The sequence below is a fragment of the Streptomyces tanashiensis genome (genome assembly GCF_014648895.1).
In the GTDB taxonomy this organism is placed as follows: domain Bacteria; phylum Actinomycetota; class Actinomycetes; order Streptomycetales; family Streptomycetaceae; genus Streptomyces; species Streptomyces tanashiensis.
In genome coordinates this window covers 929,301-942,099 of record NZ_BMRZ01000002.1, presented here as the reverse complement: position 1 = coordinate 942,099, position 12,799 = coordinate 929,301, and the positions used below count along the sequence as shown (strand labels likewise).

At 73.8% G+C, this 12,799-nt stretch carries 13 protein-coding genes; 11 read left to right on the top strand and 2 right to left on the bottom strand.

All coding sequences use genetic code 11. The features are described from left to right. Positions 1-86 precede the first annotated feature (86 nt). The 8 genes from IE237_RS09805 (at position 87) to IE237_RS09775 (ending at position 7,741) form a co-directional block, all read left to right on the top strand. Positions 87-497 carry a cobalamin B12-binding domain-containing protein gene (locus IE237_RS09805; protein ID WP_189801401.1) on the top strand — a complete coding sequence of 137 codons (411 nt, stop codon included), beginning with the start codon at positions 87-89 and terminating at the stop codon, positions 495-497. Beyond that, positions 494-1,807, top strand: a complete 1,314-nt coding sequence (locus tag IE237_RS40645) for a methylaspartate mutase (protein ID WP_229842491.1) — start codon at positions 494-496, stop codon at positions 1,805-1,807. The genes IE237_RS09805 and IE237_RS40645 overlap by 4 nt, the downstream gene beginning before the upstream one ends. A 150-nt stretch (positions 1,808-1,957) precedes the next feature. Further along, the gene (locus IE237_RS40640) at positions 1,958-2,962 is read left to right on the top strand and encodes an asparagine synthetase A (RefSeq protein WP_190105752.1); all 1,005 of its coding nucleotides are present in this window, start codon (positions 1,958-1,960) and stop codon (positions 2,960-2,962) included. Further along, a complete protein-coding gene (locus IE237_RS09795; protein ID WP_189801400.1) occupies positions 2,959-4,266 on the top strand; it encodes a glutamate synthase-related protein in 1,308 nt (435 codons plus the stop codon). Before IE237_RS40640 ends, IE237_RS09795 begins: the two co-directional genes overlap by 4 nt. Beyond that, complete coding sequence (locus tag IE237_RS09790; RefSeq protein WP_189801399.1) at positions 4,263-4,616, top strand: hypothetical protein; 354 nt, start codon at positions 4,263-4,265, stop codon at positions 4,614-4,616. The genes IE237_RS09795 and IE237_RS09790 overlap by 4 nt, the downstream gene beginning before the upstream one ends. Positions 4,617-4,685: 69 nt before the next feature. Beyond that, entirely contained in the window at positions 4,686-5,978 is a 1,293-nt protein-coding gene (locus tag IE237_RS09785; protein WP_189801398.1) for an MFS transporter, read from the top strand. A gap of 7 nt (positions 5,979-5,985) precedes the next feature. Continuing rightward, complete coding sequence (locus tag IE237_RS09780) at positions 5,986-6,726, top strand: 4'-phosphopantetheinyl transferase family protein (RefSeq protein WP_189801397.1); 741 nt, start codon at positions 5,986-5,988, stop codon at positions 6,724-6,726. A gap of 94 nt (positions 6,727-6,820) precedes the next feature. After that, on the top strand, positions 6,821-7,741 hold the full coding sequence (locus IE237_RS09775) for a hypothetical protein (RefSeq protein ID WP_189801396.1): 921 nt from the start codon (positions 6,821-6,823) through the stop codon (positions 7,739-7,741). Between the two features lie 91 nt (positions 7,742-7,832). Here the strand turns inward: IE237_RS09775 and IE237_RS09770 are convergent, their stop codons facing one another. After that, complete coding sequence (locus IE237_RS09770) at positions 7,833-9,656, bottom strand: alpha/beta fold hydrolase (protein WP_189801395.1); 1,824 nt, start codon at positions 9,654-9,656, stop codon at positions 7,833-7,835. 455 nt (positions 9,657-10,111) lie between these two features. After that, on the bottom strand, positions 10,112-10,528 hold the full coding sequence (locus tag IE237_RS09765; RefSeq protein ID WP_189801394.1) for an arsenate reductase ArsC: 417 nt from the start codon (positions 10,526-10,528) through the stop codon (positions 10,112-10,114). Between the two features lie 92 nt (positions 10,529-10,620). Between IE237_RS09765 and IE237_RS09760 the strand changes: the two genes are divergently transcribed. Genes IE237_RS09760 through IE237_RS09750 form a run of 3 tightly spaced genes read left to right on the top strand, consistent with a single transcriptional unit; the run spans position 10,621 to position 12,788 of the window. Next, the gene (locus IE237_RS09760) at positions 10,621-10,929 is read left to right on the top strand and encodes an ArsR/SmtB family transcription factor (RefSeq protein WP_150161004.1); all 309 of its coding nucleotides are present in this window, start codon (positions 10,621-10,623) and stop codon (positions 10,927-10,929) included. A gap of 33 nt (positions 10,930-10,962) precedes the next feature. Continuing rightward, positions 10,963-11,733, top strand: coding sequence for an aquaporin (locus IE237_RS09755; protein ID WP_189801393.1), 771 nt, complete (start codon positions 10,963-10,965; stop codon positions 11,731-11,733). Then, positions 11,730-12,788, top strand: coding sequence for an ArsO family NAD(P)H-dependent flavin-containing monooxygenase (locus IE237_RS09750; protein ID WP_189801392.1), 1,059 nt, complete (start codon positions 11,730-11,732; stop codon positions 12,786-12,788). Before IE237_RS09755 ends, IE237_RS09750 begins: the two co-directional genes overlap by 4 nt. Positions 12,789-12,799 lie beyond the last annotated feature (11 nt).

The window sequence follows — 12,799 nt, the reverse complement described above, 5'->3', positions numbered from 1 at the left end:
CGAGAGAATTCCGGAGGCGAAAGTGCCGGTCCTTGCTGCCGGTCGTACTTCCCCTTCCGGAATCCCAGGAAATTTATCCTCGACACATGAAGATACTCCTGAGCGGAACCGCATCGGATTCCCACACATGGAATCTCGTGTACCTCCGTCTCTTCCTCGAGGAACAGGGCTACGAGGTCGTCGGGCTCGGGCCCTGCGCCCCCGCCGAGCTACTGCTCGCCGGCTGTCTGCGGCACACGCCCGACGCGGTGGTGCTCAGCAGTGTCAACGGGCACGGCTACCGCGACGGACTCGCCGCCGTCCGCCTGCTGCGCGCCGAACCGACCCTGGCCGGCCTGCCCGTGGTGCTCGGGGGCAAGCTCGGCGTCGCCGGGCACCGCCAGGAAGCGGACGTGGCACGGCTGACCGAGGCCGGCTGCGACGCCGTGCTCGGCGAGGACCTGGACGCCCTGCGCGCGTTCCTCGCCGCCCGCGCCCGCAGGGAGGTGCCGGCTTGACCGCCCAGGCCCCCGACTTCGGCGGCTTCGTCGCGGCGTCCACGGCCGCCGGCCGGCTCGTCGTCCAACCCCGCATGGGCTTCGGCGACCCCGAGCGCATGCGGGCCGGGCTCGCGCGGACCAGGGCCGCCACCGCCCACACCGCGGGCACCCTGACCGTCGACAGCTACACCCGCGTCGGCGACCTCGCCGCCGCCCGCGCCGCCGTGGCCGAGGGAACCCGCCTCAACGGCTACCCGATCGCCGCGCACGCACCGGCCACCACCCGGGCCGTCCTCGACGGACTGTTCGACGCCGACTTCCCCGTACAGGTCCGGCACGGCTCCGCCAGGCCCCTGGCCATCGTCCGGGCGCTCACCGCGGCCGGCCTCGACGCCACCGAAGGCGGCCCCGTCTCCTACTGCCTGCCCTACGGCCGCACCCCCCTGCGGGAGTCCGTCACCGCATGGGCCCACGCCTGCGAACTGCTCGCCACCGGCGCGCGCCCCGGCTCCGTCCCCCACCTGGAGAGCTTCGGCGGCTGCCTCCTCGGCCAGCTCTGCCCGCCCGGCCTGCTGGTGGCCACGAGCGTCCTGGAATGCCTGTTCTTCGTCCAGTACGGGCTGCGCAGCGTCTCGCTCAGCTACGCCCAGCAGACCGACCCCGCCCAGGACGAGGAGGCCCTGCGCGCCCTGCACCGGCTCGCCGCCGAGTTCCTGCCCGACGACATCGACCACCACGTCGTCCTCTACACCTACATGGGCGTCTACCCCCGCACCGAACAGGGCGCCACCCGCCTCCTGGAGGCCTCCGCCCGGCTCGCCGTGCGCTCCGGCGCCGGCCGCCTCATCGTCAAGACCACCGCGGAGGCCCACCGCATCCCCACCGTCGAGGAGAACGTCCGCGCCCTGGAGACCGCCGCGGCGGCCGCCGCGCTCGCCGGACCCCCGGCACCCGGCCCCACGGCCCAGGGGGACGACGAGGTGTACCAGGAGGCCCGCACGCTCATCGAGACCGTCCTCGGTCTCCACCCCGACCTGTCCCGGGCCCTGCCGGCTGCCTTCGAACGAGGGCTGCTCGACGTGCCCTTCTGCCTCCACCCCGACAACCCCGGCCGTTCCCTGGGGTTCGTCGACCCCGAAGGCCGCCTCAGGTGGGCCCGCACCGGCGCCATGCCGATCCGCCCGGACACGGCGGCCGACGCCGCGCCGCTGACCTCCTCCGGTCTGCTCGCCGCCCTCCACCACGTCGCCGACCGCTACGACAGCCCCCGGCACCGCGACAGCGGCGACGGCCACGACCGGCCACCGGCCACCCCTGTCACCGTCTGACCCCCGCCCCGCCCTTCCGGCGCCGCCCGACCACCGCACGCACCGGCCGCCCTGAGGCCGCCCGACATCGCACCGCCGCCCGCCCCCCGCACCTGCCGCCGCCCGACACCGCACCCGCCGCCCGCGACCACCCCGAACAGGAGCCCCGCCATGGACACGCCCCACCCCACCGGCGCACCGGCCACCCCGCCCCCGCTGGGCGAACACCTCCGCTCGCCCCGCCTGCGCGCCGCCATGCTCGTCCAGCAGGAGGCCCTCCACGCCGCCCGCGCGTTCCTGCGCGGCGAAGGCTTCACCGAGCTGCTGCCCCCGCTCGTCGGCCCCGTCACCGACCCCGGCGGCCGCGGCGCCAAGGCGCTCGACGTCGACTACTACGGTCACCCGTACAAGCTGATGACCAGCGCGATCCTCTACAAGCAGGCGTCCCTCCGCGGCTTCCCCCGCCTCTTCTACGTCGCCCCCAACGTGCGCGTCGAACCCGAGGAGACCGCCACCACGGGCCGCCACCTCGTCGAGTTCCACCAGATCGACGTGGAGATCGCCGACGGGAGCCGCGAGGACGCCCAGGAGATCGCCGCCGGCCTCCTCACCCACGTCACCGAGCACGTCTGGACCGCCGTCCCCGAGATCCTTCGCGAACTCGGCCGGATCGAGGGCGACTTCGCCGACATCCGCGCCGGCAAGTACGACGTGCGCACCCACGACGACGCCGTCTCCGCCCTCCTCGCCGCCGGTCACCCGCAGAACCCCGACGGCGAGATCGACTGGGCCGGCGAACGCCTCCTCTCCCTGGAGAGCGACCGCCCCTTCTTCGTCAACGACTACCCCAAGGGCTCCCGCGGCTTCTACGACCGGGAGGACCCCGACCGCCCCGGCGTCCTGCGAAACTTCGACCTGATCGCGCCGCACGGCTACGGCGAACTCGTCTCCGGCAGCGAACGCGAGGCCGACTACGCCACCATCGTCACCCGCATGCGCGAGAGCGGGGAGAACCCCGCCAAGTACGCCTGGTACCTCCAGGAGGCCCGCGACGGCATGCCGGCCAGCGCCGGATTCGGCATGGGCCTGCAGCGCCTGGTCCGCTTCCTCACCGGCCTCGACGCCCTGTGGCAGGTCAGCGCCTACCCGAAGCTCCCCGGGGTGGTGGCCCCGTGACCGCCCTCAGCACCCCCGGCTTCCCGGACGGAGCGATCCGCGCCCGGGCCCGCAACGGCACCGCCGAGGTCTTCCCCGACGCCACCACGTACGGCACGCGTCTGTACGGACCCAGCGCCGGCGCCCTCCCCGCCGACAGCCTCGACCGGGCGCGCATCGTCCCGCCCGTCTTCATGCCCCAGCGCCTCGAGAAGCTCATCGACCTCGCCCGCGAACCGGAGTTCACCGACGTCGACCTCGGCTCCCGCGTCGGCGGCTTCACCGCCCGACTGCCGCTCTACCTGTCCGCCTTCGGCTCCACCCGCGCCGGCAGCGGCGACCTCGCCGTCCACGCGAGCCGGCAGGCCGCCCGCCTCGGCATCCCCATGGTCATCGGGGAGAACATGATCCCCGTGCACGGCTACCGCCGCGCCGGCGACGCCACCCGCTCCGCACTCCTCGCCCGCGTCGAGGCCTACCTCGACGCCGCACCCGACGGAGCCGGCGGCGTCGTCGTCCAGCAGTCCACCGAGGACGCCGACTCCGAGGTCTGGAACCTCCTCTACAGCGACCCCGCCTTCCGGCCCCTCCTGGAGACCGGCCGGCTCGCCTTCGAGCTGAAGACCGGCCAGGGGGCCAAACCCGGCCTCGGCGGCATGACCGTCGTCGACCGCGCGGAGGCCGAGCAGCTCGCCCGCCGCTTCACCGTCCGCAAGGTCCTCGACCCCGAGGGCGAACGGCAGCTGCGCTGCGCCACCCCCGGCACCTTCACCGACGAGATCCTCCGCCAGCAACTGCGCTTCATGCGGAACAACTTCCCCAAGGCCCGCACCTGGGTGAAGTTCCACCCGGGCCGCGACATCGCCCACGCCGCCCGCACCGCCTGGTCCGCCGGAGCGGACGCCGTCACCGTCGACGGAGCCGAGGGCGGCACCGGCTGGGCCCCGGGCGTCTTCCTCGACCACGTCGGCCTGCCCCTCGCCGAATCCCTGCGCCGCATCGGCCGCCCCGAAGGCTGCCTCCTCGCCGCCGGCGGCATGTGGGAAGGCGGCCGCGCCGTGCGCGCCCTCGCCCTGGGTGCCACCGCCGTCGGCCTGGGCCGCGCGGCCCTCGTGGCCGTCGACGAGGACCCGGAGCACGGCCTGGAGCGCCTCGTCGACAGCATCGCCCTCGAACTGCGCCTCCTCATCAGCGCCTTGGGCAAGTACACCGTCGCCGCCCTGGCGCCCGAGGACCTGTGGTGGCCCGACGGCCACCCGTCCCACCTCGCGCCCGCCGACGCACCGCCCCTGGGCGTCACCGACCCGGCGGGAGCGACGCCATGACCGCGTACCGGCGGCGCGGCACGGATCGCACCGTCCACGCCTGTTTCTCCGTCAGGGAGGCTCCCGGCATCACCGTGGCCGTCTCCCACGACGGGACGGGCCTCGTCACCACGGTCCGGCACACGGCACAGCGCGCCCTCACGGAGGCGGGCCGCGGCTACCTCGGCGGCCGCGTCGAACTGCGTACGCCCCGGCCCCCCGCCCGCGTCACCTCACGGCCCAGCGCCTTCGGCACGCGCCGGCGACGCGCCGTGCGCCGGGCCGCCGACCGCGCCGTGGCCCTGGCCGTCGCCGCCACCCTCCGGGGCGACGCCGCCGACGTCCGGGTCCCCGTCCGCCCGCCCCTCTGAGCGCGACCGAACACCCCGGCTCCCGCACCCTCCTGGCTCCCCGTCCCTCGACCACAGAAAGCCGGCCCCATGGGAACGACCCCCACGACCAGCGCACCGGCGGGCACAGAGCCCGCCGTCGACTGGCGCCGCGTCAGCAGTCTCGTCATCGGCCAGGCCGCCGTCCAGGCGGGCAGCTTCGCCCTCCTGATCGCCATGAGCTGGACGGCCGTCCAGCTCGGCGGCCGCGAAGCCGTCACGTACGTCACCCTCGCCGCCACCCTGCCGCGCGCCCTGCTCCTCCTCTTCGGCGGAGCACTCGCCGACGCGCTCGGCCCCCGCGCCGTCCTGCTCCGCGCGACCAGCGTCCGGATCCTCGTCCTCGCCGCCGGCATCGCGGTGACCGCCACCACCGAGACCCTGTGGCCGCTCATCGCCGTCGCCCTCGTCGACGGCGTTCTGCTCGGCCTCACCGGCCCCGCCTCCGGGGTCCTGCTGCCCCGCCTCGCCCCCCAGGACCAACTCGGCCGCGCCAACTCGCTCTTCTCCATGGTGCTCCGCCTCGCCCCCATCGCCGGATCGCCCCTCGGCGCCTGGCTGGTCGTCGTCGGAGGACTGCCCGTGGCCATGACGGCGGCAGCCGTCGGCTGCGCCGTCTGGCTGGCCTGCGCCACCCACGTCACCCACGGCATGTCCCGGCCCGAGCGGGCCCCCCAGGGCCCTTCCCTGCTGCGCCGCTCCGGCGACGGCTTCCGCCTCCTCGCCGCGCACCCGCGCCTGCGGTGGATGTTCATCGCCTGCTTCTGCATGGACCTGGCGTTCCTGTGGCCGGCCGAGGTCGCCCTGCCCCTGCGGGCCGCCGACGAGGGCTGGGGAGTCGGCGCCGTCGCCATGGTCCTGGCCGTCTTCGGAGCCGGCGCGCTGGCGTCCGCCGCCCTCGGCGCGGCCCTCGCCCACCGCATCCCCGCACACACCAAGCTCGTGGTGACCGGAGCCGGCCTCGCGGCCGGCATGGCCGCCATGGCGCTCGTCCCCTCGCCCGTCTTCCTGGCCGCCACGGCCGGCGCCGTCGGCCTGCTCTCCGGACTCAACGGGCCCGCCCTGGTCACCGCGTACCAACAGGCCGTCCCCGAGGGCCGGATGGGCGCGGCGATGTCCACCTTCGCCCTCTCCGGCATCGGCGCGGCACCGCTGTCCCTGGCCGTGTTCAGCCCCGTCTCGCTCTACCTCGGGGTGACCGGGACCTGGCTGCTCTGCGCGGGCCTCGCCCTCCTCTCCCCGGTCGCCGCGGCCGTCGCCCTGCGCGGAGGAGCGACCACCGCCGCGCCGCGCGCCGACGCCCGTACCCGTACCGCACCGGAGCCCACCGCCACGTCCGTGTGAGGCAGACATGATTCCGCTGGTTGCCCCGCCGCCGGAGGCTCCTCCGGCCGGCCCGCTGATTCCCACGTCCCTTCCACTCCTGACCACGGCCCTGCCACGGCTGCCGGGGCTGCGCCCCGTACGACCGCAGCTGTGGCTGGTGGCCACCGAAGCCCACCAGGACACCGTCACCCGGTACGCACCCCTCGTCCTGGACACCACCGAACTGGCCCGTGCCGAGGAGTTCCGGCGCGCCGGGGACCGCGCCACCTATCTGTGCGCGCACGTCGGACTCCGCCGCGTGCTCGGCGCCCACCTGGACGTCGCGCCCCGCACCGTGTCGGTGGCCCGGGCACCCTGCCCCTGCTGCGGCGAGCCGCACGGGCGCCCCGTACTGCCCGACGGGCGCCTGCACTTCTCGCTCTCCCACTGCGAGGGACTGAGCCTGATCGCCGTCGCCTCCACCCCCGTCGGCGTGGACATCGAGCGGGTGCCGGCCCCGCACACCGTCACGGAGGCGGCGGAGGTCCTCCATCCGGCCGAGGCGGCCGAACTCGCCGCCCTCGCCCCCGCCCTGCGCCCCGCCGCCTTCGCCCGGGTCTGGACGAGGAAGGAGGCCTACCTGAAAGGCATCGGCACGGGCCTGGGCGCCGACCCGTCCGCCGACTACGTCGGCTCCGGCCCGGTGGCCACCGCGCCCGCCGGATGGCTGCTCGCCGATGTGGTCGTGCCGGACGGCCACCACGCCGCCGTGGCGCTGCGCCGTTGAGCAACGCCAGTGCCCGCGCCCCGGCTTGGATGCCGGGGCGCGGGGGAACGCTGGGGGAGGAGACGGGGAGTACGGGATCGCGGGGGTGGAGCGGATGAGTCGCCGGAGACTGCCGGAGCTGACCCACCACGGCGACCGGCTTCCGGCCCAGGAGGAACGCGAGCGGGTCGACATGCTCGACGGCCGGGTTGGCGTCGAGGAGCGGGCCTGCCGGGGGCTGCTCGACGGGCGACTGGGCGCCTCCGTCTTTCTCGTGCGGTCCCCGGGAGTCGTGGACGGCCGGGGGGAACTCGTCGCGTGCACCCCGGAGGCGTGCAGCCGCTGGGTGAGGGCCGCCGCCGAGTACGTCATCGTCGTGAACGACGTCAGTGCCGAACTGGAGGCGGCCCACCGGCGGGCCGCGTCCGTCCCGTGGTGGCGGTACGTCGCCGCGCAGCGTGCCTTCAGAGACTGGAAGACGACCGCGCGGCGCTACGAGGAGGTGACGCGGGAGGCGGCCGAGGCGTACGAGCCCGTGGCCCGGGAGATAGGACGGGCCCTCGCCGAGATGGTGGAGATCGCCGCGCAGGAACGGGCCCGGCAGCAGGACGAGACCCGTCGCCACAGGTCGGTGCTGGCCGCTCGGGCCTTCTGGGGCTGGTCGGAGGTGACGGAGGCGGGCCGGCGTGCCGTGTACGTCTTCCGGCACGACGTCCCGCGCGACGACGCGCCGGAGGGGGCCGCTCCGGAGGAGAGCCCGCACGTCGACCTGCGAGGCCTGCGCCGGGCGATCGTGGATCTCGACCTGCCCGACGTGCGGTGGGACGGGGCGGCGCTCGCCGAGACGGAGCGTGAGCTGGCGGGCATCGGCTTCGGGCGCTGGTGGCGGGACCTGTTCCACGAGGACTTCCGCACGTTCACCGCACCGCCTCCCGCGCGGGGCTCCTCGTCCGGGCGGAGCAATCCGTCGGGCGGCACCGCCACGGGAGGCGCCGGCGGCTTCAGCGGCGGGTTCAGCTGCGGCGGGGGCTTCTGACGCCCGCCGCCGAAGCCGGAACAGCCGGCGCGCGGGCCGTTGCCCGCGCGCCGGCTGTCGAGTCAGGGGCGAGACCCCGTGGAGTGCCGCGTCAGCCGAGAGGCAGCAGCAGGTGTGCGGCGGTGTCGTCGACGGAGGTGATCGTGGTGGTGCTGCCGGAGGCGCTCTCGTCGGAATAGAGCGGGTCCTTGCTGGTGAGCACGAGCATCAGCCGGTGGTCGGCCGCCAGGTCGTAGCCCGCGGGCTGGAGCTTCCAGGTCGCGGTGCGGTCCTGGCCGGGGGTCAGGTCGGTGAGGGTGAGGGGCTCGTGCGTGATGATGCGGGCCGTGTCGTCGGCGCTCACGTCGAGGAGCAGGGCGACGAGGGTCGTGGCCCGGGCCGTGCTGCGGACGGTGAGGGTGAGCTCGGGGATGCCCCGGACGCGCCGGGCCGCCGGGAGCGGGGCGCTGGACCACACGGCGAGGTGTCGGCGGTCGAACTTGTCGGTGGCGTACGCCTTCGGGTTGCCCTGCCACTCCGCCTGGCCGGTCTTGATGATCTCGTCCACGGCGGTGGCGTCGGTGAGCTCACCCGCGGTGAACTCCTGCTTCCAGCCGGCTTCCGGTGAGCCGGTGACCAGCCCGCCGTCACGGCGGTCATCAGCGGCGGTGCCGGTGAGGTACCACTGCTCGGTGCTCTTGGTGACGTCGGCCCAGGAGTCCGCGTCCTCGCGGACGGCCGGTTCGGTGATGACGTTCTGTCCGGTCCCCGGGTCGGTCCGGGTCTTGTACGTGAACATGATCTGGCTGCGGACCGGCGACCAGCCGGGGACGCCGTTGTCGGTCCCGAGCACGTGGTGGTCCAGCCAGGCGAACGCCTCCTCCACGGGCAGGTTCGGCCCGCTGAACGGCACGGTCAGCCCGGCACCCTCGGGGGCCGCGTGGTCGCCGATCCACAGGTTGAGGTGCTTGGGCACGGTGAGCTGCTCGAAGTGCTCGACGACCTGCCCGGCCGGGAACAGCGTCTCGTGCCAGGTGTTGGAGAGGAAGGTCGGAACGCCGCGGGCGTTGGTCCGGTCGACGTACGAGCGCGGTGACCGCTCCTTGCCCCATGCCACGACCAGGTCGAGGTTCCGGCCCGCCAGGAAGTCCTCCAGGAGCTGCCGGGTGGCGGGGTCGAACTTCCGCTCCAGCGGTCCGCCGGTGAAGTTGATCAGGGCGGTCACCGCCGCCACGTGGCGGGTCTCGTACTGGTAGAGGCTGTCGGCCAGGTCGCCCCAGGTGCTGAGGGCCACGACCGCGTCGACGCGCGCGTCCGGGTCGTGCGCCGCGACGAGCTGGCTGATGCCGGAGCCGTACGACTCGCCGAGGAAGGCGATCTTGCTCGGGTTGAAGTGCTGCACGGCGTAGTCGATGACGGTGGAGCCGTCGGCCCGGTCCAGCGGCCCGGCCACGTCGATGGTGCCCCCGGAGGTGAACGGCGCGTCGACGTAACCGCCGCCCGGGACGGGGAAGGTGAGCCCGAGGCCGCGGGGCGTGTAGGCGAGCACGTGGTAGCCGCGCAGCGCCAGCTGCAGGTACGCGTACTCGAACAGGGCCCAGCCGAAGGGCGTCCAGCCCGCGGGCACGATCACCACGGGACGGGGCTCGGTGGTGTTGAGCTTGATGGTGTGTGCCGACAGGCTGACTCCGTCGTCGGCGGTGATCCGCGGGAATCCGATGCTCGCCTTGGCCTGCACCTGCTCCGTCAGCTTCTGCAGCTCGGCGGGGAGCAGCGGCTGCTCCGCCGAGCCGTTCAGGGTGGCGATCAGGGCCTGTGCGACGTTGGCCGCGGCCGGGTCGATCGAGGTGGCCGAGGTGTACAGGCCGTTCCCGGCGATCCGGCTCAGCTGGGCGGTGGTGACCGCGCTGACCGCGTCGTCCTGCGGGTTGCTCACGAAGTCGTCCTCTCGGTACGGCCGACCCGGGCGAACGCCGGGCCGGCACGAGCTGTCCGTGGGAGTGCCCCTGGCACATCGCATCCTTCGGCGAGCGGGGTGACGCCCGAGCGCGACGGGACCAAGCCTGGGTACGGGGGATCAGGCACCGATCCAGACCGTCGACCAGTGCCGGGGGCACATGCACCGTTCTAGCCCGGAACCGTCACGTGGCAGCACAGAACAGGACATCCCCACCGCTGGGGGATGTGTGGCGGTTTCACTCTCCGGGAAGGTTTGAGCATCTCCCGACACCGCGTTCTACGAGAGGTGATCACAGTCCGCCGACGACCGGGCGGATGTGATCGCGAGCGGGAAGAGATCGATCGTCCTGATCCCATCCCCTGGGCCCCGCCAAGTGGGGGCGCGCCGGACCGGCTTCAGTCACGTGGAGAGTGCGACCGGGGTCGCTGCGGTCACGCCTCCCGCTTCGCGTCGATCTCCGCGATGAGGCCCTCGATGAGCACCTTGATCTCGTCGCGGATGGGGCGGACGGCCTCGACGCCCTGGCCGGCCGGGTCCTCCAGGGCCCAGTCCAGGTACTTCTTGCCGGGGAAGACCGGGCAGGCGTCGCCGCAGCCCATGGTGATGACGTAGTCCGACGCCTGGACCGCCTCGGTCGTCAGGACCTTCGGCTTCCGGTCGGAGATGTCGACGCCGACCTCGGCCATGGCCTCGACGGCGGCCGGGTTGACCTGGTCACCCGGGACCGAGCCGGCGGAGCGGACCTCGATGCGGTCACCGGCCAGGTGAGTGAGGAATCCGGCGGCCATCTGGGAGCGGCCGGCGTTGTGGACGCAGACGAAGAGCACGGAGGCGAGAGGAGCGGTCATCGGTTCTTCCTCGAGACAGGGGGGAAACCCCTGGATCCAAAGAGGTCGGTCCAGGCTGGTATCAGCCTCGGGTGATGTGACAGTATCAGTCCATGATGACGTCAGTCGATACTGATCTGATCCGGGTGCTGGGTGATCCCCTGCGCCTCCAGATCGTGACCCTGCTCGCCCGCGAGACGCTCTGCACCACCCATCTCGTGGAGGAGACCGGTGCCAAGCAGACCAACCTCTCCAACCACCTGAGAGTGCTGCGCGAGGCCGGGGTCGTGGAGACGGAGCCGTGCGGCCGCTTCACCTACTACCGGCTCAAGCCGGACGTCATCGAAGCCCTGGCCGGCCAGTTCGCCGACCTGGCGGCAGCCGCCCGCGCGAACGCCGACACCAAGAGAGCCTGCCCGTAGCCTCTCGCCTCACCTGCCGAGGAGTACCCGCCCGTGAACGCCCCCGAGCCCGCCGCGCGCGACGCCATAGGTATCGACCCGTCGCCGCAGCCCGCGCCCGGCGCCACCCCGCCCCGTACCCCGCTCGCCGCACGGGCCGCCGCCGAGTTCGTCGGCACGGCCGCCCTGGTGGCGATCGTCGTCGGCTCCGGCATCCAGGCCACCCAGCTCACCGACGACGTGGCACTCCAGCTCCTCGCCAACTCCACCGCCACCGTCTTCGGCCTCGGCGTCCTCATCGTCCTCCTCGGGCCGGTGTCCGGTGCGCACTTCAACCCGGCCGTCACCCTGGCCGAGTGGTGGACCGCCCGCCGCGGCGGGGCGGGCGTGAACGCGCGCGAGCTCGCCGTCTACGTCCCCTCCCAGACCGTCGGCGCGATCGCGGGCGCGGTGCTGGCGGACGCGATGTTCGGCGCGCCGCTGGTGAAGTGGTCGACGCACGACCGCTCTGCGGGGAACCTCCTGCTCGGCGAGGTCGTGGCGACGGCCGGCCTGATCCTGCTGATCTTCGGCCTGGCCCGGACGGACCGACTCCGCTTCGCGCCGGTGGCGGTCGCCTCGTACATCGGCGCGGCCTACTGGTTCACCTCGTCCACGTCCTTCGCGAACCCGGCCGTGACGATCGGGCGGGCCTTCACGGACACCTTCGCCGGCATCGCACCCGCCTCGGTCCCGGCGTTCGTCGGCATGCAGATCATCGGCGCGGCCGTCGGCCTGGCCCTGGTCGCGGTCATCTTCACGCGCGGCAGGACGGACGCCGGATGACCCGGGCCGTGGACGTGGTGGTGATCGGCGGCGGCCAGGCCGGGCTCGCCGCCGGCTACCACCTGCGCCGCCTCGGCCTGGACTTCGTCATCCTCGACGCCCAGGCCACCCCGGGCGGCGCCTGGCAGCACACCTGGGACTCGCTGCGCCTCTTCTCCCCGGCCGCGTACTCCTCCCTCCCCGGCCGGCTCATGCCGCCCCAGCCGGGCGAGACGTACCCGGAGGCCGCCCACGTCGTCTCGTACCTCACCGACTACGAGCAGCGGTACGAGCTTCCCGTCGCACGCCCCGTCCGCGTCGGAGGAGTTCACCGTGACGGCGAGTTCCTGCGGGTGGAGGCGGATGCCGGCACCTGGCGCGCCCGTACGGTGATCAGCGCGACCGGCACCTGGTGGCGTCCGTTCGTCCCGGCCGTTCCCGGGCGTACGGAGTTCAAGGGTGCTCAGCTCCACACGGTGGAGTACCGCGGACCGGCGGACTTCGCCGGACAGCCGGTGATCGTGGTCGGCGGCGGCAACTCCGGCGCCCAGATCGCAGCCGACCTCGCGTACGACACCGAGCTGAGCTGGGTCACCCTCCGCGAACCCCGCTACCTCGCGGACGAGATCGACGGCCGCGCCCTCTTCGACCACGCGACGGCCCGCCGCCGAGCCCTCGACGAAGGCCGCACCGACACCGGTGGCGTCGCCTCGCTCGGCGACATCGTCGCGGTGCCGCCGGTGCGAGCCGCCCGCGACGCCGGACTCCTCAAGCCCATGCCGATGTTCGCCCGCGTCACCGCGACCGGAGTCGAGTGGGCCGACGGCACCACCGCCGACGCCGCCGCGATCATCTGGTGCACCGGCTTCCGCCCGGCCCTCTCCCACCTCGCCCCCCTCGGCCTGCGAGGTCCCCGCGGCCACATCCCCACCACCGGCACCCAGGCCCTCGGCGAACCACGCCTCCACCTCCTCGGCTACGGCGACTGGACCGGCCTCGCTTCCGCCACCCTCATCGGTGTCGGCCGACCCGCCCGGGAAGCAGCACGTCAGATCGCCGGCCTGCTGGGGCGTTGACCTCCACGGCA